This is a genomic window from Pseudomonas sp. JQ36, assembly GCF_053851495.1.
Genome location: NZ_CM132642.1, coordinates 5,588,501 through 5,607,984, shown reverse-complemented (window position 1 = coordinate 5,607,984; position 19,484 = coordinate 5,588,501). Strand labels below are relative to the sequence as shown.

Genomic DNA, 19,484 nt, shown 5'->3' with positions numbered 1-19,484 from the left:
ACCCAGCGACTGGAGCCAAACATGTCCCAAGCATTCACCGCCATCGCCACGCTGATCGCCAAACCCGGCCAGCAAGACACCCTCGAAAACGCCTTGCGCGCACTGGTTGATCCGAGTCGCGCCGAGGCGGGCTGCGGCCAGTATGACCTGCACCGCGACCTGGCCGATCCGCTGACCTTTTATGTGATCGAACACTGGGCCAGCGAGGAAATCCTTTCGGCGCACAACGCCAGCGCGCATTTTCAGAACTTCCAGGCCGCAGCCGGCCACTGCATCGAACACTTCCAACTGAAACGCCTGGGCGCCATCGCCTGAGCCCTTCTTTTATTACCGTTACGGAGCAAGTCATGAAAGCCATCGCCTATTACGCCTCCCTGCCGATCAGCGACGAAAAATCCCTGCAAGACATCGAACTGCCGGAGCCGGTCGCCGGCCCGCGCGACCTGCTGGTGGAAGTCAAAGCCATCTCGGTCAACCCGGTCGACACCAAGGTGCGGCAGAACGTGGCGCCGGAGAACGGCGCGGCGAAAGTGCTGGGCTGGGACGTTGCCGGTGTGGTCAAGGCTGTCGGCAGTGAAGTGACGCTGTTCAAGGCCGGCGACAAAGTGTTCTACGCCGGCTCCATCGCCCGTGCCGGTGGCAACAGCGAACTGCACGTGGTTGATGAGCGCATTGTGGGCCACATGCCCAAATCTCTCGGTTTTGCCGAAGCCGCCGCGCTGCCGCTGACCGCGATCACCGCGTGGGAACTGCTGTTCGAACGCCTGCAGATTCGTGAGGGCAAAGCGGATGAAGGGCAGAGTCTGCTGATCGTCGGTGCCGCCGGCGGCGTTGGTTCGATTCTCACCCAACTGGCCAGGCAGTTGACCGGGCTCAAGGTCATCGGCACCGCGTCCCGTGCACAGACTCGCGACTGGGTGACCGAGCTGGGCGCCGACCTGGTGATCGACCACAGCCAGCCGTTGAGCGAAGAACTGAAACGCGCCGGCATTGATCAGGTGACCCACGTCGCCAGCCTGACCCAGACCGATCTGCACCTGGAGCAACTGGTCGAGGCGCTGGCGCCGCAAGGCAAACTCGCGCTGATCGACGATCCGAAGTCGCTGGACGTGAGCAAGCTCAAGCGCAAGAGCCTGTCGCTGCACTGGGAGTTCATGTACACCCGCTCGCTGTTCGAAACCCCGGACATGATCGAGCAGCACAAACTGCTCAACCGCGTGGCCGAGCTGATTGATGCGGGGACGTTGAAGACCACCGTCGGCGAGCATTTCGGCACGATCAACGCGGCGAACCTGCGACGGGCGCATGAGCTGCTGGAAAGCGGCAAGGCCAAGGGCAAAATTGTTTTAGAAAGTTTCTGAAAATCCGAACGTCGTCATCGGCGCCAGTCCTTTCAAGGGCTGGCGCTGTTGTTTGCCGTCAGTCAGATGCTCGCTCGTTGTCACAAATCCGATCGTATTCAGGTCTACACTCGAAGCCTCTGCGATGCATCTTTTACACAAGGGAGGTCAGTAATGAAGATCCTGATAAAAGAAGTGGCAAAGTCCCAATGGCAGGTTCGTCTGGACCAGCACGCCGTGACCTTTCGCAGTGAAGCCGAGGCGCTCGCCTTCACCCGTACCCTCGAAGCGCGCCTGCACGCACCCCATCGGATTCCCGACCCCGGACAGCAACGCGCCGTCGGCTAAGGCAATCAGGCTTCGGCCTGTGCTTGCGCCAGTGCCCGGGCATTCTGCAAATGCCGGGTGTACATCGCGACGCTCACCACCAGCAACCCGCACAGGCTGATAACCATGGCCATCGGCATGGCGCTGCCATCGTGCAGAACGCCCACCAGCGAAGCCGCGCCGGACGCCACGCTGAACTGCAGGCAGCCCATCAGTGCCGACGCACTTCCGGCACGCGCACCTTGGCCGTTCATTGCACACGCCGCTGTGTTGGGCAGGATGCAGCCGAGGCTGGCGATACACACGAACAACGGAATCAACAGCGGCCACAACGCTTCGGTGTGCAGCGAGCTGACCGCGAGCAAAGAAACCCCGGCCAACAGATACACCCACACCGCCCGTGCCAGCAGGAACGCCGGACCGCGCTTGGCCAACAGCCGCGCATTGACCTGGGCCACCAGAATGAAACCCGCCGCATTGGCGCCGAACAGCCAGCCGAAATGCTCGGCCGGCACGCCGTAGAGTTTGATGAAGACGAACGGTGATCCGGCGATGTAGGAAAACATCCCGGCAACCGCGATACCGCCGGTCAGCGCGTGGCCGAGAAATACCCGGTCGCCGAACAACCGGCCGTATTGGCGCAACGCACCGGACAATGGCTGGCGCGGCACGTGGGCCGGCAGACTTTCCGGCAGCCCCAACGCCACAGCCAGGCCGGCCAGTGCGCTGAAGCCCGTCAGTGCGAGGAAGATCGACTGCCAGCCCGTGGTGTTGACCAACAGACCGCCGAGCAACGGCGCGAGAATCGGCGCCAGGCCCATCACCAGCATCAGTTGCGAAAAGACTTTCGCCGAACCGACCGCATCACACTTGTCGCTGACCACCGCTCGTGAAATCACCATCCCCGCGCAGCCGCCCAGCGCCTGAACGAAGCGCGCGCCGATCAGCCATTCCAGATTCGGCGCGTAGGCGCAGGCCAGCGAGGCCAGGGTAAACAGCCCGACACCGACCAGCAGCGGCAGGCGCCGCCCAAACCGGTCGGCCACCGGGCCATACAGCAACTGCCCGATCGACAGACCGGCGAAATAGGCTGCCAGGGTCAGCTGGACGTGCTTTTCATCGGTGCCAAAGGCCAGCGCCATCGACGGGAACGCCGGCAAATAAAAGTCGATCGCCAGCGGACCGAAGGCGCTCAAGGCACCGAGAATGAGAATGGTACGGAAGTTCATCAGGCATCCAGGTGGGATAGGAGTCAGCAGCCCGACAGTCTAGCCGCGCTGAGACACCTTGAACATTCCGATAGCTCGCTAACTATTAGAAATCAGATGACCTACATCTGAAACCTGTGGCGAGGGAGCTTGCTCCCGCTGGACTGCGCAGCAGACCCAGTGTTTTTCAATTGGAAAAAAGGGCCGCTTCGCGACCCGGCGGGAGCAAGCTCCCTCGCCACAGGGGATTTATCGTTATCAGGCGAGTTTTACCGGGTAGCCCTCTTCGCTGATCACCTCGATCACCTGCTCGGGGCTGAGCGAACTCTCGACGCCGACTTCTTTCGCGGCCAGATCGACCCGCACGCTGGCCGCCGGATCCTTCGCTTGCACCGCGCTGGTGATGGCTTTGACACAGTGGCCGCAGGACATGCCTTGAACGTTGAACACTTGCATGGATTTGACTCCTTTGAGTGAGGTTGCCGGCAGTGTCGAGCTTGCCACCATGGCAAGGTCAAGTTCTGCAGAAACCTGCCGGGCTGGCAATCGGCGTCGCGCTCAGCCAAGCTGCGTGCATCAATGACTCAAATTCAGGAGATTCAGCCATGCGCTGGTCAGCTTTCAGCCTGTTTGGCTTGCTCAGCCTCTTTGCTGCCGTTCCTCAAGTACAAGCCGCCGGCGAGGATTTTGCGGTGCTGATCATTTCCCGCGAGCGTCTGGAAGTGTCGACCTCCTGCGAGATCGGCGTGTACCTCCAGGATCAGTTGTCGGCACGACTTTTCCAGGAGCAAAGCACCTCGTTCAACCTGCCCCCGGGCACTGTGTCGCTGCGTCTGAAACTATTGCCGGGGCAAGTGCCGGGCTGTAATCCGGGTTTGCTGGCGCCAGGTTCGCAGGAGATCAAACTGCAGGCTGGTGATGTGCAGAAGTATCGGATCGCGATGACCCAGGAAGGCATGTACCTCAAGCGCGCCGATCTCGGGTATTAAGTTGGCGCTTGACCTTGCCCGCGTGGCAAGGTTGATCCTTGTAGACATCTTCTACAGGGAGTAAGACCGATGTCCGATTCCATCACCTTCGATCTGCCGATTGCCGGCATGACCTGCGCCAGTTGCGCCGGACGTGTCGAGCGGGCATTGCGCAAAGTCAGCGGCGCCAGTGCCGTCAGCGTCAATCTCGCCACTGAACAGGCCCGCGTCCAGGCGCCCGGCGACAGCTTGCCGGCGTTGATGGAGGCGGTTGAACGCGCCGGTTACAGCGTGCCGCAGCAGACTGTGGAACTGAGCATCGACGGCATGACCTGCGCCTCGTGCGTCGGTCGCGTCGAGCGCGCCCTGAACAAGGTCCCCGGGGTGAAGAGCGTCAGCGTCAACCTCGCCAACGAACGCGCGCACCTCGAATGGCTCGGTCAGGTCGATATTCAGTCGCTGCTCGATGCTGTGAGCAAGGCCGGCTACTCGGCCAGCGTCTGGCAAGCCGAACACCCCGCCACCGATAAACAGCAACAGCGCCTGCAACATGAGCGCTGGGCGCTGATCTGCGCCATCGCCCTGGCCTTGCCGCTGGTGTTGCCAATGCTGCTGCAACCGTTCGGCATTCACTGGATGCTTCCGGCCTGGGCGCAATTCGCCCTCGCCACCCCGGTGCAATTCATTTTCGGAGCACGTTTCTACGTGGCCGCGTGGAAAGCCGTGCGCGCCGGCGCCGGTAACATGGACTTGCTGGTGGCCCTCGGCACCAGCGCCGGTTATGGCTTGAGCCTGTACGAATGGGCCACCGCCGCCGGGCGCATGCCGCATCTGTATTTCGAAGCTTCAGCCGTGGTGATCGCCCTGGTGCTGCTCGGCAAATATCTGGAAAGCCGCGCCAAGCGTCAGACCGCCAGCGCCATCCGCGCCCTCGAAGCCTTGCGCCCGGAACGGGCGATTCAGGTCATCGACGGTCGCGAGCAGGACGTGGCGATCAGCGCCCTGCGTCTGAACGATCAGGTCTTGGTCAAACCCGGTGAACGTTTCCCGGTAGACGGCGAAGTGCTTGAAGGCCAGAGCCAAGCCGACGAAGCGCTGATCAGCGGCGAAAGCCTGCCAGTGCCAAAACAGCCGGGCGACAAAGTCACCGGCGGTGCGATCAACGGTGAAGGTCGGCTGCTGGTGCGCACCACTGCCCTCGGTGCAGAAAGCGTGCTGGCGCGGATCATCCGTCTGGTCGAGGACGCTCAGGCAGCGAAAGCGCCGATCCAGAAACTGGTGGATAAAGTCAGCCAGGTGTTCGTGCCCACCGTGTTGCTGATTGCCCTCGCCACCCTGATTGGCTGGTGGCTGTACGGCGCACCCATGGAAACCGCGTTGATCAACGCCGTCGCCGTGCTGGTGATCGCCTGTCCGTGTGCCCTGGGCCTCGCTACCCCGACGGCAATCATGGCCGGCACCGGCGTGGCTGCGCGCCATGGGATTCTGATCAAGGATGCCGAAGCGCTGGAACGTGCCCATGAAGTCGACAACGTGGTCTTCGACAAGACCGGCACGCTGACTTCCGGCACCCCGCGTATCGCCCATTTCAGTGCGCTGGATGGCGATGAAAATACCCTGCTGACACTGGCCGGCGCCCTGCAACGCGGCAGCGAGCATCCGCTGGCCAAAGCCGTGCTGGACGCTGCTGCCGAGCGTGGCTTGCAGGTGCCGGATGTCAGCGACAGTCAGTCCCTGACCGGACGCGGTATCGCTGGCACGCTTGATGGTCGGCGCCTGGCGCTGGGCAATCGGCGCTTGCTGGAAGAAAGTGGCCTGAGCGCGGGCAATCTCGCCGAGTCCGCCAAGGCTTGGGAAAGCCAAGGCCGAACCCTGTCGTGGCTGATCGAGCAAAGCCCGGAACCGCGTGTACTCGGCTTGTTCGCCTTCGGCGACACGCTCAAGCACGGCGCACTGCAAGCCGTGCAGCAACTGGCCGCCCGAGGTATCCACAGCCATCTGCTGACCGGCGACAACCGTGGCAGCGCAAAAGTGGTCGCCGAGGCTCTGGGTATCAGCAATGTCCACGCCGAAGTGCTCCCCGCCGACAAAGCCGCGACGGTCGCGGAACTGAAGAAGACCGGTGTGGTGGCGATGGTCGGCGACGGCATCAACGACGCCCCCGCACTGGCCGCTGCCGATATCGGCATCGCCATGGGTGGCGGCACCGATGTGGCCATGCACGCCGCCGGCATCACTCTGATGCGCGGCGATCCACGGCTGGTGCCGGCAGCACTGGAGATCAGCCGCAAGACCTACGCGAAGATCCGCCAGAACCTGTTCTGGGCCTTCGTCTACAACCTGATCGGCATTCCGCTGGCGGCGTTCGGCTTCCTCAATCCGGTGCTGGCCGGTGCGGCGATGGCGCTGTCGAGCGTCAGCGTGGTGAGCAATGCGCTACTGTTGAAAACCTGGAAACCGAAGGATCTGGAGGAGCACCGATGAACATCGGCCAAGCGGCCCGGCACAGTGGCCTGAGCGCGAAGATGATCCGCTATTACGAGTCGATCGGCCTGCTCAAGGCTGCCCATCGCACTGACAGCGGCTACCGGATCTACAGCGACGATGATCTGCACACCCTGGCGTTCATCAAGCGTTCTCGGGATCTGGGTTTTTCCCTGGAGGAAGTCGGCAAGCTGCTGACGCTGTGGCAGGATCGCCAGCGCGCCAGTGCCGATGTGAAAGCGCTGGCCCGTCAGCACATCGACGAGCTGAATCAGAAGATCCGCGAGCTCGGCGAATTGCGCGACACCCTGCAGGATCTGGTCGAACACTGTAATGGCGACCATCGCCCCGACTGTCCGATCCTCAAGGAACTGGCGTCGGGCTGCTGCGCGCAACCCGCCCGCGCTTGAGCGCCAGCCACTTCACGGTCAACAAGGTGCCGAGCGGGATGCCGTGGAACAGCATGACCACGGCACCCGGTGTCCACCAGCCGTAAAACGGCGCGGCAATCAGCATGCCGACGCCGAACCCGGTCATTTGCAGCAAGGTCAGGAAACTGAAAATCGGCAGACGCAAATGCTCCGGTTCACGTTGCAGGCGCGACATCAGGCCGACTTCGGAAACGCCGTCACCCAACCCCGCGGGCAGGGAAAACAGCAGCAGCCCGAAAAGGCTGTGCTGCTGAAACATCAGGATAAAGCCGAAGGACATCAACGCCACACCGAAGAAATACCGTCGCTCCAAATCACGGTTATCCGTGCCTTTGAGGCGACTGGCAATCCGTGCGCCGAGCAGTTTGCCGCTGGCCCACACCGCCAGCATCAGGCCCAGCGTGGTGCTGGCCGAATCGGGTGTGAGCAATTTGGAAAGGATCGGAAAGCCGACGTTGTGCGCGGCGCTGCCCAAGGTATCGGCCATGGTCACAGCGAGCATCGCGGCCACCACCGGAGCACTGCGCAGGCCATGTTTCAGGGCTGACCATTCGCCGCGTTCGCTGGCCGATTGTTCGCTGACGTCTGCAGCGTCAAAGCGCAACGGCGTAATCAACAACGCCGCCAGCAAGTAGGTCAATGCGTTGAGCGCGAATACCGTTTCGAAACCGAAGGCCGCCACCAGCAAACCGGAAACCAGACTGCCGCCGACCATCGCCGCCGAGGATGCCGAGGTAATCCAGGCATTGGTTTTCAATAGCTGCGCCGGGTCGATCAGCCGTGGCAACTGACTGTTGAGGCCGATGGCGAACATCGAGTTGCCAAAGCCCAAACCGAAGGCAATCACCGGCAACAGCAACGCCTGCTGGCTCACCGGCAGGATCAACAGCAGACCGAGCAGCGCCGCGCGCAGCAGATCGAAGGCAATCAGCGGCATCCGGCCATACCAGCGCCGGTAGAAACGCGTACCGATCAGACTGGCAAAGATCCCCCCGCCAACCCGGCTGGCGAGAAAGATCCCGACGCTCATGGCGCTGTTGCTCAGCAGGTAAACGTAAGTCGCCAGCGCGACCATGTTGAGGAAGGCGCCGAAGTCGGAGATCAGCCGGGCGGTGATGATGAGGCGGGCGTTCACATTCAATCCTTGAGTGTGCGAGGGCGGACAAGATTCCCACACACATTTCAAGAACACCACACATCCCTGTGGGAGCGGGCTTGCCCGCGAAGGCAGTGTGTCAGCCAACAAGGATGGCGGCTGATACGGCCCCTTCGCGAGCAAGCCCGCTCCCACAGGGGATCTGCGGTGGTGCTGGAAATGCGGCAGGCACAAAAAAACCCGGCCGAAGCCGGGTTTCTGTTCAAGCGCTTACTGCATCCAAGGTGGCGGAGGCGGTTCGTCGGACTTGCCTTTGGGCTCGTCATCCGCCGCACGGATCGCCTGCTTGCGCTCTTCGTCGAGCCGCGCCGCTTCAATCTCGCGCAATACACCGCCAACGTCGGCCAGATCTTGCGGATCGTCGAACTCGCCAGTCAGCACGCTGTTGGGGTGCAAGGTGCCGGCTTCGTACAGCGCCCACATTTCCTTCGCGTAGCGGGTCTGTTTCAGCTCCGGGGCAAAGCGCCCGAAGTACGAAGCCATGTTGCCCACATCGCGCTCGAGCATGCTGAACGCGTGGTTGTTGCCCGCCGCATCCACCGCCTGCGGCAGGTCGATGATCACCGGGCCGGTCGGGGTCAGCAGCACGTTGAACTCCGAGAGGTCACCGTGCACCAGACCGGTACACAACATCAGCACGATCTGCGAGATCAGGAACGCGTGATATTCACGGGCCTGATCCGGCTCCAGCACCACGTCGTTCAGACGCGGCGCGGCATCGCCGTACTCATCGGCCACCAGTTCCATCAGCAGCACGCCATCGAGAAAATCGTATGGCTTGGGCACTCGCACACCGGCACCGGCCAGACGGAACAGCGCCGCGACTTCGGCGTTCTGCCAAGCGTCTTCGGTCTCTTTGCGACCGAATTTCGAACCCTTGGCCATCGCCCGGGCCTGCCGGCTGTTTCGCACCTTGCGGCCTTCCTGATACTCGGCCGCCTGGCGGAAACTGCGTTTGTTCGCCTCCTTGTAAACCTTCGCGCAACGTAACTGGTTACCGCAGCGCACCACATAAACAGCTGCTTCTTTACCACTCATGAGTGGGCGCAGCACTTCGTCGACCAGACCGTCTTCGATCAGGGGTTCAATGCGTTTTGGAGTCTTCATCAGCTTTTATTGTGGGTCCTTTATTACCAAACACGCGAATGTCACTCGTTATACGGCAATCCTCGCGCTACGGGGAGGGGTTGCCGACCTGTGAACCCTGTGGATGCACACACTATGCCGAAATAATCGACTATTGCCGATCATAGCCGAGCCCGTTTGAAATGTTGGCAATCAGCGTCGAGGGCATTTGCGACAGAATCTGACATCGCATGCATTTCCCTCCTGTGGGAGCGGGCTTGCTCGCGAAGGCGGTATGTCAGCCAAAATTACAGTAACTGACACGGCACCTTCGCGAGCAAGCCCGCTCCCACAGGGGGATTGCGCTCAACGTTCGATAATCGCGGTGACACCCTGGCCACCAGCGGCACAGATCGAGATCAGCCCCCTGCCCTTGCCTGCCGCATCCAGCAGTTTCGCCAGGTTGGCGACAATCCGCCCGCCGGTCGCGGCAAACGGATGCCCCGCGGCCAGCGAGCTGCCTTTGACATTCAACCGGCTGCGGTCGATCGAACCCAGCGGTGCGTCCAGCCCCAAGCGCGTCTTGCAGTATTCCGGGTCTTCCCAGGCCTTGAGCGTGCACAGCACCTGCGCGGCGAATGCTTCGTGAATTTCGTAGTAGTCGAAGTCCTGCAAGGTCAGCCCGTTGCGCGCCAACAGGCGCGGCACGGCATACACCGGCGCCATCAACAACCCTTCGGCGCCGTTGACGAAATCCACCGCTGCCGCTTCGCCATCGCGCAGATAGGCGAGGATCGGCAAACCACGCTCCTTTGCCCATTCCTCACTCGCCAGCAACACCACCGCGGCCCCGTCGGTGAGCGGCGTGGAGTTGCCCGCCGTCAGCGTGCCCTTGGCGCTTTTTTCGAACGCGGGTTTTAGCGTGGCGAGTTTTTCCAGAGTCAGGTCCGGGCGCAGGTTGTTGTCACGGGTCAGGCCGAGGAACGGTGTCATCAGGTCGTTGTGCCAGCCTTCGCTGTAGGAGGCGGCGAGTTTGTGATGGCTTTCGAGCGCCAGTTGATCCTGCTCTTCGCGAGGGATATTCCAGGTCTGGGCCATCAGCTCACAGTGCTGCCCCATCGACAGACCGGTGCGCGGCTCGCCGATACCCGGGAGTTCCGGGATCAGGTGCCGTGGTCGCAGTTGCAGGAAGGTTTTCAGCTTGTCGCCGGTGGTCTTGGCGCGGTTGGCCTGCAGAAGAATTTTGCGCAGGCCTTCGCTGACGCCGATCGGCGCGTCCGAGGTGGTGTCGACGCCACCGGCAATGCCGCAGTCGATCTGGCCAAGGGCAATTTTGTTCGCCACCAGCAGCGCCGCTTCCAGCCCGGTACCGCAGGCTTGCTGGATGTCATAGGCCGGGGTGGCCGGTGACAGCCGTGAGCCGAGCACGCATTCGCGGGTCAGACTCATATCCCGTGAAAATTTAAGCACCGCACCGGCCACCACTTCACCGATGCGCAGACCGTGCAGGTTGTAACGTTCGATCAGGCCTTCAAGGGCAGCGGTGAGCATCACCTGATTGCTGGCAGTGGCGTACTGCCCGTTGGAACGGGCGAAAGGAATACGGTTACCACCGATGATGGCGACGCGGCGCAGCTGACTCATGAAAAGCTCCTTTTCCAAATGGTCGAATTCACCGGAATCCCCTGGTAGGAGTGAGCCTGCTCGCGATGGCATCGTGTCAGTCGAAACGTCTGTATCTGACAAATCCCTATCGCGAGCAGGCTCACTCCTACAAGGTTCAGCGTTGTTACTGAATTTGTGTTTGGCCACACAACCATCAGCGGCCGACTACTCTGCTGTTCTAGCGTAGGCCTTATTGCGTGGATCGAACGATTGATTGCCGTTGGTAGTCCACACTTTGAACCCCAACTTTTGGAGAGCGTTCCATGTCTGACCGCTATATCGACTTCGCCAACTCATCCATCGGCCACCGTCTGGTCGGGGCTTTGGGCCTGCCGTCGCCGGTGCGGCTGGAACGCTGGCAGGCCGGACGCCTGCGGCCGGTGGACGGTGCGCTGCTGATCGGGGGCGGGCCGCTGGCTGAACAGGTCAATGCGTTCGCCAACCGCCTGACCGATGCTATCTACAGCTACGGCACCGAACCTTCAATGGCCACCGCGTGGATTCCCGGGCACGGGCCGAAACTCAAGGCCGTGGTGTTCGATGCCAGCGACCTGCAGCACACCGACCAGCTCAAACAGCTGCGCGAGTTCTTCCAGCCACTGATGAAAAACCTCGACCACAGCGCACATCTGGTGATTCTCGGCCGCGCCCCGGAGACCCTGCGCGATCCCTTCGCTTCCAGTGCGCAACGGGCACTCGAAGGCTTTTCGCGTTCGCTGGCCAAGGAGCTGCGCAGCGGCGGCACGCTGCAACTGATCTATGTCGGTGAGGGCGCCGAAGATCAGCTTGAGGGGCCGTTGCGGTTTTTCCTTTCGCCGAAAAGTGCTTTTGTCTCCGGGCAGGTGATTCGCCTGACCGCGTGCACTACACCCGTCAGCGACTGGACCCGGCCATTGGCCGGACGCAAGGCGCTGGTCACCGGCGCGGCACGCGGGATCGGCGCATCAATCGCCGAAACCCTGGCCCGCGACGGCGCCGAGGTGATTCTGCTCGATGTGCCGCCGGCCAAGACCGATCTGGAAGCCCTCGCCGCGCGCCTCGGTGGCCGGGCGATCACCCTCGACATCTGCGCCGACGACGCCGCAGCGCAACTGATCGAACAGCTGCCGGACGGCCTCGACATTCTGGTGCACAACGCCGGGATCACCCGCGACAAGACCCTGGCCAACATGACCCCGGAATTCTGGGATGCGGTGCTGGCGGTCAACCTCAATGCCCCGCAGGTGCTGACCAAGGCCCTGCTCGACAGTGGCACCCTGCACGACAATGCGCGGGTGATTCTGCTGGCCTCGATCAGTGGCATCGCCGGCAATCGCGGACAGACCAACTACGCCGCGAGCAAGGCCGGACTGATCGGCCTGGCTCAGGCCTGGGCGCCGACGCTGCACGAACGCGGTATCAGCATCAACGCGGTAGCTCCGGGCTTCATCGAAACCCAGATGACCGCGCACATCCCGTTCGGCCTGCGTGAGGCCGGACGGCGCATGAGTTCGCTAGGCCAAGGCGGTTTGCCGCAAGACGTCGCCGAAGCCGTCGCGTGGCTGGCGCAACCGGGCACCGGCGCTTTTACCGGCCAGGCGCTGCGGGTCTGTGGCCAAAGTGTTCTGGGGGCGTAGACATGAGCATTGAATGGCACACCCTCGACCGAGAACCGAGCCTGCCCGGGTTGTACACGCGAGCCGCGACGCGGCGCAAGATCACCGGCACCCGACTGCCCGAAACGGGTTTGCGTTGCTGGGTCGATGTCGACCCGCAGAAACTGGCGGCCTATCGCAAGGTCTGCGGCTTTGCCGATGACGGTCTGCTGCCGCCGACTTATCCACACATCCTCGCGTTCGCCCTGCAGATGCAATTGCTCACGGCCAAGGAGTTTCCGTTCCCGTTGCTGGGGCTGATTCACCTGAGCAACCGCATTCGCGTGTTGCGGCCGATGGGCGGGATCAACCGTGCACAAATCAGCGTCCGTGTGCACAACCTGCAGCCACATCCCAAAGGGGCGACTTTCGAGGTGTTGACCACTCTGGATGATCAACTCGGGCCGCTATGGGAAGCCGAAAGCCAGATGCTCTGTCGCGCAGTGAAACTCGACGGCGAAACTGTCGAGCAACACTGGGAACCGTCCCAGGTGTTGACGCAAGTGGCGCAATGGAAAGCCCCCGCCGATATCGGTCGGCAGTACGCCAAAGTCTCGGGCGACTACAACCCGATTCACCTGAGCGCCGCCAGCGCCAAACTGTTCGGTTTCCCCACGGCGATTGCTCACGGGTTGTGGAACAAGGCGCGAACCCTCGCCGCACTGGCGGATCATCTGCCCAAGGCCAACCTTGAAATCGCCGTGCACTTTCGCAAACCGGTGCGCTTGCCCAGTGAGGTTTCATTGCTGGCGAGTGCGCCGGGGTCCAGCGGCGAGTTGCGCCTGATCGGCAACGGCGATCTGGAACACATGGTCGGGCAATGGCAACCGATTGCCTGATTCACCGGCCCCTGGGACAAGCCTGTAAATTGTGTATATATCACTTAAGTTATTCCGGCCTTGGCGCCGCACTCTGAAAAACTCCAGGCCTTGATTTTCAAGGCCTTTTTTTATGCGTCTATATCTTGGGTATTAGTGCTTAGGCACGGCGCGGCGCCTTATATATAAAGGCGTTAATACCAACTTGAGAATGGTGGAAAAGCACCGCGCGATCGAGATTGGCACCACGGACGAGGCATCACCGGCGACAGATCGGTGAGCCATCGAAAACGACGAATGTTGTTACAGGTGCAAGGAATCTCAATCATGAAAACTCAAGTGTGGTGCAAATCGGCAACAGCTCTGGCATTGATCCTCTCTCTCGGTCTGGCTGGCTGCAGCAGCGGCGGTGGCGGCCATCACAGCAGCTCCGGCAGTTCTTCGCCAGACGGCGCAACGTCGGGCACTGGCGGCACTAGTGGCAGTGGCGGTACTGGCGGCACCGATACCGCTGGCACAGGTGGTACCGGTGGCACTGGCGGTACCGGCACGACCAACCCGACCAATCCGACGAACCCAACCAATCCTACCAATCCGACAGACCCTACGGATCCAACCAATCCGACCAACCCGACCACGACACCACTGGTGACCACCACCCTGGTGCAGGATGTCGGTAACACCGTCGCGGGTGTCGGCGATGGCGTCGGTCAGATCGGTGATTCGCTGAGCACCGTTCCGGTGGTCGGTGGCGTCGTGCAAAGCGCGGCCAACACCGCTGGCAATGTGGTCAGCACTTTGGGTGATGGCGTGGCCAACGGCATCGGCAAACTGGGCACGGTCGACAATGGCCTGGGCGTCACCGCGGCCTCGGTCGGCGGCGTGGTTTCAGATGTCGGTACCGGCGTCTCGGACCTGAGCGGCAAACTGGCGACCGCCACCGGCAGCGTTCCGGTCGTCGGCGGCGTGGTGACCAAAGTCGCCCCGGTACTCGACGGCGTCGGCGAGAAAGTCACCATGCTCGGCGACACCCTGAGCCTGGCTACCACCACCGGCCCACTCGGTTCAGTGACCAAGAGTGTCGGCAACGGTCTGGTGCCAGTGATTGCGATGGTGGAAAGCACCACCGACAAAGTAGGCGATGCGACCGGCCTCGGCGCTCCGCTCAATGGCGTGATCGGCCAGGTCGGCGGCGCCGTCAAAGGCCTGGGTGGTCAAGTGACCGGTGCCGGTAGTGGCAACGCCTTGACCAACACTGTTGGCGGCGCCTTGACCAATGTCGGCACCGCCGTCGGCAAAGCCGGCGGGCTGGTGGATAACGGTACCAGCACCGGCGGTGGTCTGGGTGGCGGCCTGGGCGGTACCGGTCTGCTGCAAACCGTTGGTGGCGCCGTGGTCAATGTCGGCTCCGGCCTGAATGCCGGCAGCACCAACGGCGTGGTCAGTGCCGGCGGTGTCACTGCTGGCGGACTGGGCAACACCATCGCCTCGCTCAACACCGTACTCGGTGGCTCGGGCACGCCGATCACCGCCACCACCTCGCCACTGGCCACGGTCGGCGCCACCGTCGGTGCCGGGCTTAACCCGGTCACCAGTGCGGTCACCAGCGTTACCCAACAAGTCGGCGCCGCAACGGGTCTGGGCGCGCCGGTCGCCGGTCTCACCGGCCAGGTTGGCGGCGCCGTCAGCAGCATCGGCAACACCATTGCCGCCACCAACAACCCGGTCACTACCGCCGTCGGTGGAGTGGTCAGCAACGTCGGCGCTACCGTCGGTGCGGTCGGTGGCCTGCTCAACGGTGGCACCAGCACCGGCGGCACCGCAACCGGAGGTCTGGGCGGCGTGCTCGGTGGTCTGACCGGTTCCCTTGGAGGTAACAATCGCTAAATTGCACCTGGCCGATTCGACGGCCTCACCTACAGCGCCTACGCTTGGTTGAGGGCGGAAGATTCCCACGAGTCTTCCGCTTTTTTCTTAGGAAAAATTCAGCCCAGCGCTGTGATCTGACCATGGAGTGTCCTATGCGCGTAATGGCATCCCTGCTGTTCCTCAGTCTCAGTTCCGCCGCCCTCGCCGACACCCTGCCCAGCTTTCTCAACAGCAACGAAACCACGCGTAACCTGCCCGTGCCGAACCTGCCGGCGGATGCCTATCGCCCCGCCGCCACGCCCCTGCAAGTGCCCGACCCCGGCGCGGCCACGGCGCAGCCGCTGTTGATGGAGACCAAAATCAACCTGAAAACCGTGCAGATCGAAGGCGGCACGATCTACCCGCTCAACGAACTGGCCGAAGTCTACAAACCCCTGATCGGCCACCAGAGCAGCCTCGCCGACCTGATCGAAGCCACACGCGACATCACCCGGCGCTACCAGAAGGACGGCTATCTACTGTCCTATGCCTTCCTGCCGCAACAGCGTTTCGACGATGGCGTGGCCCGGGTGGTGTTGGTGGAAGGCTATGTGCGCGATGTGCAGGTGCAGGGCGATGTCGGCCGGGTCAAAGGCCTGCTCGACGAACTGGCAGCCAAGATCCAGGCCGAACGCCCGCTGACCCGCAAGACCTTCGAACGCTACACCACCCTGATGACCCGCATCCCCGGGGTGACCATCCAGGCGCAAGTGCCGCCGCCCGGTACCACCGACGGTGCAACAACACTGGTGGCCCAGGCCAGCCGCAAACCGTTCACCAGCACCATGAGCACCACCGAAGACAACCGCAACGGTACGCAGGCGTTGCTGGGGGTCAGCAGTAATTCGCAAACGGCGATGGGCGAGCAACTGACCCTGAGCGGTCTGTTTCCACCGGGCGACGATCACGAGCGCTACTACCGTGTGGACTACAACCAGTTTCTCAACAGTGAAGGCACGCAACTGAGCCTGTTTGCCTCACGCTATCGCGCGGATCCGGGCACCAATGTGCTCACCAGCGACGGCTTCGAACTCAAGCCGCACAAGGAGGACGATCGTTACTCCATCGGCATCAGCCACCCGTTTATTGCCGCCTCCAATGAGCTGCTTAACGCGGGAGCGCGGCTGTATGCAGTGGATAACAAGAACCGCTACGACGTGGTCGGCTATCCGATCAGCATCGAAGAGCGCACCAACGTGCGTGCCCTCGCATTCGAAGGTGACTGGCGCAAGAGCGATGCGCGGCAATTGCGGATTCTCAGCGGCGGCGTGTATCAAGGTCTGGACAGCATGGGCGCGCATTCCAACAACCCGGCGCTGGACCTGAACTTCCTGCGCCTGCGCCTTTCCGGCGTGCAGAGCGACAAGTTCTTCGACAACTGGCAAGGCGTGCTGTCGGCCGCGCTGTACTGGAGTGATGACACCCTGCCTGACAGCGAGCGTACGGTGTTCGGCGGGCAGAATTTCGGCCGTGGTTACCCTGACGATCAGGCATCGGGCGACAAAGGCTGGGGCGCGGCTTACGAGGTCAACTACAGTTTCAATCGCGACGGCAACTGGGTGCGCATCCTGCAACCGTATGTGGTGCTGGACCGTTCGAAAACCTGGTTCAACAAGCTGCAGGTGCAGAGCAGCGACCTGTCATCGGCAGCAGTGGGGCTGCGCTTTGGCGACGCCAAGTACTACAACATTGCGTTGGAGGCTGCCAAGCCGATGTCCGATGAAGCACTGGATACGTTCAATCGTCGGGCGCGTTACAGCATCAGTTTCAGCTATCAACTGTAGGGTGTCAGATCAATCAACTGAGCAGGCAGACCGCTTTCGCGAGCAAGCCCGCTCCCACATTGGAATGCACATCCCTGTGGGAGCGGGCTTGCTCTCACATTGCAGCGCATATCCCTGTGGGAGCGGGCTTGCTCGCGAAAGCGGTGGATCAGTCAGCATTTTTATCGACTGACACTACGCCTTCGCGAGCAAGCTCGCTCCCACAGTTTTTACGCGATGCGGATCAGAACGCGTAACGCACCTTCGCGGTGAAGCTGTCGGCATCGAAACCGCTGGAGGTCAGATAGTTGTAGGAGCCGCCGACGCTCCAGGCGCCCATGCGGTAGTTGGCGCCCAGGCCCAGTTCATAGCTGTCACGCACCGGAGTGGTACCGCGGCTGACGGACGACTCGCCCCCCAGCACGAAGGCCGATGTGGTGCTGACCTTGTCACCGATGAAGTCATGCCAGGCCATCAGCTTAGCTTCCGGTTCCAGGCTGCCGCTGCCGACATCGAATGCCGCCGCCAGACGTGCACCGACGCCCATCTCACCGACTTCATAATGCTGACTGCCGACATTCAGCGACGCCGAGCTGCCCTTCTCGCGATACGCATCCATGCCCACATTGGCATAGCGCGCGCCGACTTGGGGTTCCAGCACCACATCAGGCATCAGCCGCAGGCTGTAACCGGCCAGAGCGCTCACGCCGAATACGTCACTGTCGTAATCAGCCTTGGCTTGAGTGCCGGCGATATGACGTTTGGATTCGTTGTCGTTCCAGCCGTACATCAGCGACGAGTCGACGAACCAGTTGTCATGCACCCAGTTGCTGTACAGCGTCAGCGCATGCCCGGTGACTTTGGTCTTGTTGCCGAGATCGGATTTCACATCGGTATCGAGGTAGCTGTAGGCCAGACCGAGCGTGGTATCGGCATTCAACTGACCATCGGCACCGACCGCGATCCCGTGGCTGTCGGCGTCATAACCGGCCACACCGCGACGCTCGTCCTGGTTGGCATCGCTGCTCAGGGCTTGCAGCCACACACCTTTCTCCGGGGCGCCGGTGGCTGAGCGTGCGCGACTGGAGCGATCATTGATCACGCCCGAGACCAGCGTCTGGCTGTTGGTCGCCGCGTGCAGTACACCACGGCTGACATCCGGGCTGAGGGTTTCACTCAGGCGCGCCAGTTCGGCATCGGTGCTGGCGTTGGCGAATGCCTGGAACACCGGATCCTGTTCATCGAGGCGTGCCAACAGTCCTGGCACATGCCCAACCGCCGTCGCCGCATTATCACTGCCGCCAACTGCCAGGGTGTTCTCGGCCAGTACCTCACTCGACTTGGTTGTTACCACGCTGGTGATGTCATTGCCGCTCACGCCGAAGCTCTTCACGTCCAGCAGCGCGGAGGTCGAGGTCACGGTCAGGTTGTTGCCACCGACCAGATTCCCCGAGCTGATCAGGGTGTAACGCGTGCCACCGGGGCTCACGCGAAAATCACTGGAGCGCGCCAGCAGACGCAGTTGCGCGCCCGGGGCGATATCGGTGGTGCCGGTGACTTTCAGCACAGGCAGCGCCGGGTTGGTGTCATTGCCCAGGTACATCTCCAGCACCGAGTTCGACTCTTCCATGTCGAAGTCGCCGATGAAGGTGGTGTGCGGTTTCATCAGGGTCAGCGTGCCCTCCTCGATGGTGACGTAGCCGGAGCGGATGGTCGAGCCATCGAAAATCGCGTCACCGTCGACCTTGACCCCGGACAGGCCGAGCAGATCACCCTTCACCGCGCCGCCATAGAAGTAGAAATAGCTCGCCCCGTCATCGACCTGGATCGCCGCCTTGCCACCCTCGATCAATCCGTTCATTTGATAAATGCCGAAAGGCAGGGCGCCATTGGCCTGGCCACTGACATGCACACCGATGTCCTCACCGGAGATGGTTCCGCCGTTCCACAGCGCGGTGGAATTGGCGCTCGCCGGAGCGCTGAACTTGACTCCCTCGAACACCAATGCCTCGGCATTGGCACCGGTCGCACGGATAGTCCCTGTGTTGTTGACCGACAGGCTCAGCGTCGCGCCGTCGAGCAATACGCCCAATGCGTCGGTACCGCTTGCGCTGATGGTGCCTCGGTTGCTCAGCCCGGTCATGGTGGTATGCACCAGCAACAGGCCACTGGCGGTCTCGCCGCTGACATCGATGCTGCCGTTATTGACGAATGAGTTGCCCAGCGTGCTGCCGATATCGGAAATACCGCTGGAGGTACCTGCATCGCTCAGGCCATGAACCGAAATAGAGCCTTCGTTGATCAGCGCGCCGGCGATGTTGTTCGGCACCACTCCAGCGGTCCACAGACTGATACCGGTTCCGAACTTGGCACCATCAATCCGGATATTGCCGGTGTTACGCAGTTGATCCGCCGTCACGCCAGTGAGTTGTGCGCCGTAGTTCATACTCACCTGGGAAACGGGCGCGATGTTGCCGTTACCGCTTAGAGTGATCAGCCCCCAGTTCTGCAGATTACTGGTCAGCGGGCCGCCACTCAGGTCGTGGTTCAGGCTCGCGCCAGCGGCGACAGCCATAGAGGTGTGCAAAACAGTGGCGGCGGAGATGGAAAGCGCCAGGACAGAGCGGCGCAGGCAAACGATAGTCACGCGAGATTCCCTTCCAAAACATGAGAAACAGTTTCAGCAGGGTTCATTACATGATTCAGGCATCCCTACC

Annotated in this window: 16 protein-coding genes; 10 read left to right on the top strand and 6 right to left on the bottom strand. The window is 62.0% G+C overall.

Going from position 1 to position 19,484, the window contains the following annotated elements:
* Positions 1-21 precede the first annotated feature (21 nt).
* From ACS4NR_RS25280 to ACS4NR_RS25270, 3 genes are all read left to right on the top strand, one after another.
* On the top strand, positions 22-315 hold the full coding sequence (locus tag ACS4NR_RS25280; protein ID WP_456018620.1) for a putative quinol monooxygenase: 294 nt from the start codon (positions 22-24) through the stop codon (positions 313-315).
* Positions 316-347: 32 nt separating this feature from the next.
* A complete protein-coding gene (locus ACS4NR_RS25275) occupies positions 348-1,361 on the top strand; it encodes a zinc-binding alcohol dehydrogenase family protein (RefSeq protein ID WP_456018619.1) in 1,014 nt (337 codons plus the stop codon).
* A gap of 153 nt (positions 1,362-1,514) precedes the next feature.
* Complete coding sequence (locus ACS4NR_RS25270) at positions 1,515-1,688, top strand: hypothetical protein (RefSeq protein ID WP_166496092.1); 174 nt, start codon at positions 1,515-1,517, stop codon at positions 1,686-1,688.
* Between the two features lie 5 nt (positions 1,689-1,693).
* On the opposite strand, the gene ACS4NR_RS25265 is transcribed toward ACS4NR_RS25270, so the two are convergent.
* Positions 1,694-2,896 (bottom strand): multidrug effflux MFS transporter, encoded by a 1,203-nt coding sequence (locus ACS4NR_RS25265; protein ID WP_456018618.1) that lies wholly within the window; start codon positions 2,894-2,896, stop codon positions 1,694-1,696.
* A 237-nt stretch (positions 2,897-3,133) separates the two neighbouring features.
* On the bottom strand, positions 3,134-3,331 hold the full coding sequence (locus ACS4NR_RS25260) for a heavy-metal-associated domain-containing protein (RefSeq protein ID WP_443531650.1): 198 nt from the start codon (positions 3,329-3,331) through the stop codon (positions 3,134-3,136).
* A 149-nt stretch (positions 3,332-3,480) separates the two neighbouring features.
* Here ACS4NR_RS25260 and ACS4NR_RS25255 point away from each other — a divergent pair, with 149 nt between their 5' ends.
* The 3 genes from ACS4NR_RS25255 to cueR all read left to right on the top strand — a co-directional run bounded on the left by ACS4NR_RS25255 (position 3,481) and on the right by cueR (position 6,737).
* Positions 3,481-3,864: a hypothetical protein gene (locus tag ACS4NR_RS25255; RefSeq protein WP_456018617.1), complete on the top strand. Its 384-nt coding sequence runs from the start codon at positions 3,481-3,483 to the stop codon at positions 3,862-3,864.
* A 69-nt stretch (positions 3,865-3,933) separates the two neighbouring features.
* The gene (cueA, locus tag ACS4NR_RS25250) at positions 3,934-6,327 is read left to right on the top strand and encodes a copper resistance metal-translocating P1-type ATPase CueA (protein WP_456018616.1); all 2,394 of its coding nucleotides are present in this window, start codon (positions 3,934-3,936) and stop codon (positions 6,325-6,327) included.
* On the top strand, positions 6,324-6,737 hold the full coding sequence (gene cueR / locus ACS4NR_RS25245) for a Cu(I)-responsive transcriptional regulator (RefSeq protein ID WP_047600471.1): 414 nt from the start codon (positions 6,324-6,326) through the stop codon (positions 6,735-6,737). Before cueA ends, cueR begins: the two co-directional genes overlap by 4 nt.
* Here the strand turns inward: cueR and ACS4NR_RS25240 are convergent.
* The 3 genes from ACS4NR_RS25240 to ACS4NR_RS25230 form a co-directional block, all read right to left on the bottom strand.
* Positions 6,691-7,893: an MFS transporter gene (locus ACS4NR_RS25240; protein WP_456018615.1), complete on the bottom strand. Its 1,203-nt coding sequence runs from the start codon at positions 7,891-7,893 to the stop codon at positions 6,691-6,693. The two genes, cueR and ACS4NR_RS25240, sit on opposite strands and share 47 nt — an antisense overlap.
* Positions 7,894-8,124: 231 nt before the next feature.
* Complete coding sequence (locus tag ACS4NR_RS25235) at positions 8,125-9,021, bottom strand: PA4780 family RIO1-like protein kinase (protein ID WP_025111724.1); 897 nt, start codon at positions 9,019-9,021, stop codon at positions 8,125-8,127.
* A gap of 324 nt (positions 9,022-9,345) precedes the next feature.
* Positions 9,346-10,623, bottom strand: a complete 1,278-nt coding sequence (locus ACS4NR_RS25230; protein ID WP_456018614.1) for an acetyl-CoA C-acetyltransferase — start codon at positions 10,621-10,623, stop codon at positions 9,346-9,348.
* Positions 10,624-10,907: 284 nt separating this feature from the next.
* On the opposite strand from ACS4NR_RS25230, the gene ACS4NR_RS25225 reads away from it, so the two are divergent.
* The 4 genes from ACS4NR_RS25225 to ACS4NR_RS25210 all read left to right on the top strand — a co-directional run bounded on the left by ACS4NR_RS25225 (position 10,908) and on the right by ACS4NR_RS25210 (position 16,788).
* Positions 10,908-12,260, top strand: coding sequence for a 3-oxoacyl-ACP reductase (locus ACS4NR_RS25225; RefSeq protein ID WP_456018613.1), 1,353 nt, complete (start codon positions 10,908-10,910; stop codon positions 12,258-12,260).
* Positions 12,261-12,262: 2 nt separating this feature from the next.
* A complete protein-coding gene (locus ACS4NR_RS25220; RefSeq protein ID WP_456018612.1) occupies positions 12,263-13,117 on the top strand; it encodes a MaoC family dehydratase in 855 nt (284 codons plus the stop codon).
* A gap of 306 nt (positions 13,118-13,423) precedes the next feature.
* Positions 13,424-14,983 carry a collagen-like triple helix repeat-containing protein gene (locus ACS4NR_RS25215; protein WP_456018611.1) on the top strand — a complete coding sequence of 520 codons (1,560 nt, stop codon included), beginning with the start codon at positions 13,424-13,426 and terminating at the stop codon, positions 14,981-14,983.
* A gap of 134 nt (positions 14,984-15,117) precedes the next feature.
* Positions 15,118-16,788 carry a ShlB/FhaC/HecB family hemolysin secretion/activation protein gene (locus ACS4NR_RS25210; RefSeq protein ID WP_456018610.1) on the top strand — a complete coding sequence of 557 codons (1,671 nt, stop codon included), beginning with the start codon at positions 15,118-15,120 and terminating at the stop codon, positions 16,786-16,788.
* Positions 16,789-17,011: 223 nt separating this feature from the next.
* On the opposite strand, the gene ACS4NR_RS25205 is transcribed toward ACS4NR_RS25210, so the two are convergent.
* Positions 17,012-19,414, bottom strand: coding sequence for an autotransporter outer membrane beta-barrel domain-containing protein (locus ACS4NR_RS25205; RefSeq protein WP_456018609.1), 2,403 nt, complete (start codon positions 19,412-19,414; stop codon positions 17,012-17,014).
* Between the last annotated feature and the right edge of the window lie 70 nt (positions 19,415-19,484).

Coding starts and splice junctions, on each gene's coding strand:
- ACS4NR_RS25280 (WP_456018620.1), top strand. CDS start 22: ATGTCCCAAGCATTCACCGCCATCGCCACGCTGATCGCCAAACCCGGC.
- ACS4NR_RS25275 (WP_456018619.1), top strand. CDS start 348: ATGAAAGCCATCGCCTATTACGCCTCCCTGCCGATCAGCGACGAAAAA.
- ACS4NR_RS25270 (WP_166496092.1), top strand. CDS start 1,515: ATGAAGATCCTGATAAAAGAAGTGGCAAAGTCCCAATGGCAGGTTCGT.
- ACS4NR_RS25265 (WP_456018618.1), bottom strand. CDS start 2,896: ATGAACTTCCGTACCATTCTCATTCTCGGTGCCTTGAGCGCCTTCGGT.
- ACS4NR_RS25260 (WP_443531650.1), bottom strand. CDS start 3,331: ATGCAAGTGTTCAACGTTCAAGGCATGTCCTGCGGCCACTGTGTCAAA.
- ACS4NR_RS25255 (WP_456018617.1), top strand. CDS start 3,481: ATGCGCTGGTCAGCTTTCAGCCTGTTTGGCTTGCTCAGCCTCTTTGCT.
- cueA (WP_456018616.1), top strand. CDS start 3,934: ATGTCCGATTCCATCACCTTCGATCTGCCGATTGCCGGCATGACCTGC.
- cueR (WP_047600471.1), top strand. CDS start 6,324: ATGAACATCGGCCAAGCGGCCCGGCACAGTGGCCTGAGCGCGAAGATG.
- ACS4NR_RS25235 (WP_025111724.1), bottom strand. CDS start 9,021: ATGAAGACTCCAAAACGCATTGAACCCCTGATCGAAGACGGTCTGGTC.
- ACS4NR_RS25230 (WP_456018614.1), bottom strand. CDS start 10,623: ATGAGTCAGCTGCGCCGCGTCGCCATCATCGGTGGTAACCGTATTCCT.
- ACS4NR_RS25225 (WP_456018613.1), top strand. CDS start 10,908: ATGTCTGACCGCTATATCGACTTCGCCAACTCATCCATCGGCCACCGT.
- ACS4NR_RS25220 (WP_456018612.1), top strand. CDS start 12,263: ATGAGCATTGAATGGCACACCCTCGACCGAGAACCGAGCCTGCCCGGG.
- ACS4NR_RS25215 (WP_456018611.1), top strand. CDS start 13,424: ATGAAAACTCAAGTGTGGTGCAAATCGGCAACAGCTCTGGCATTGATC.
- ACS4NR_RS25210 (WP_456018610.1), top strand. CDS start 15,118: ATGCGCGTAATGGCATCCCTGCTGTTCCTCAGTCTCAGTTCCGCCGCC.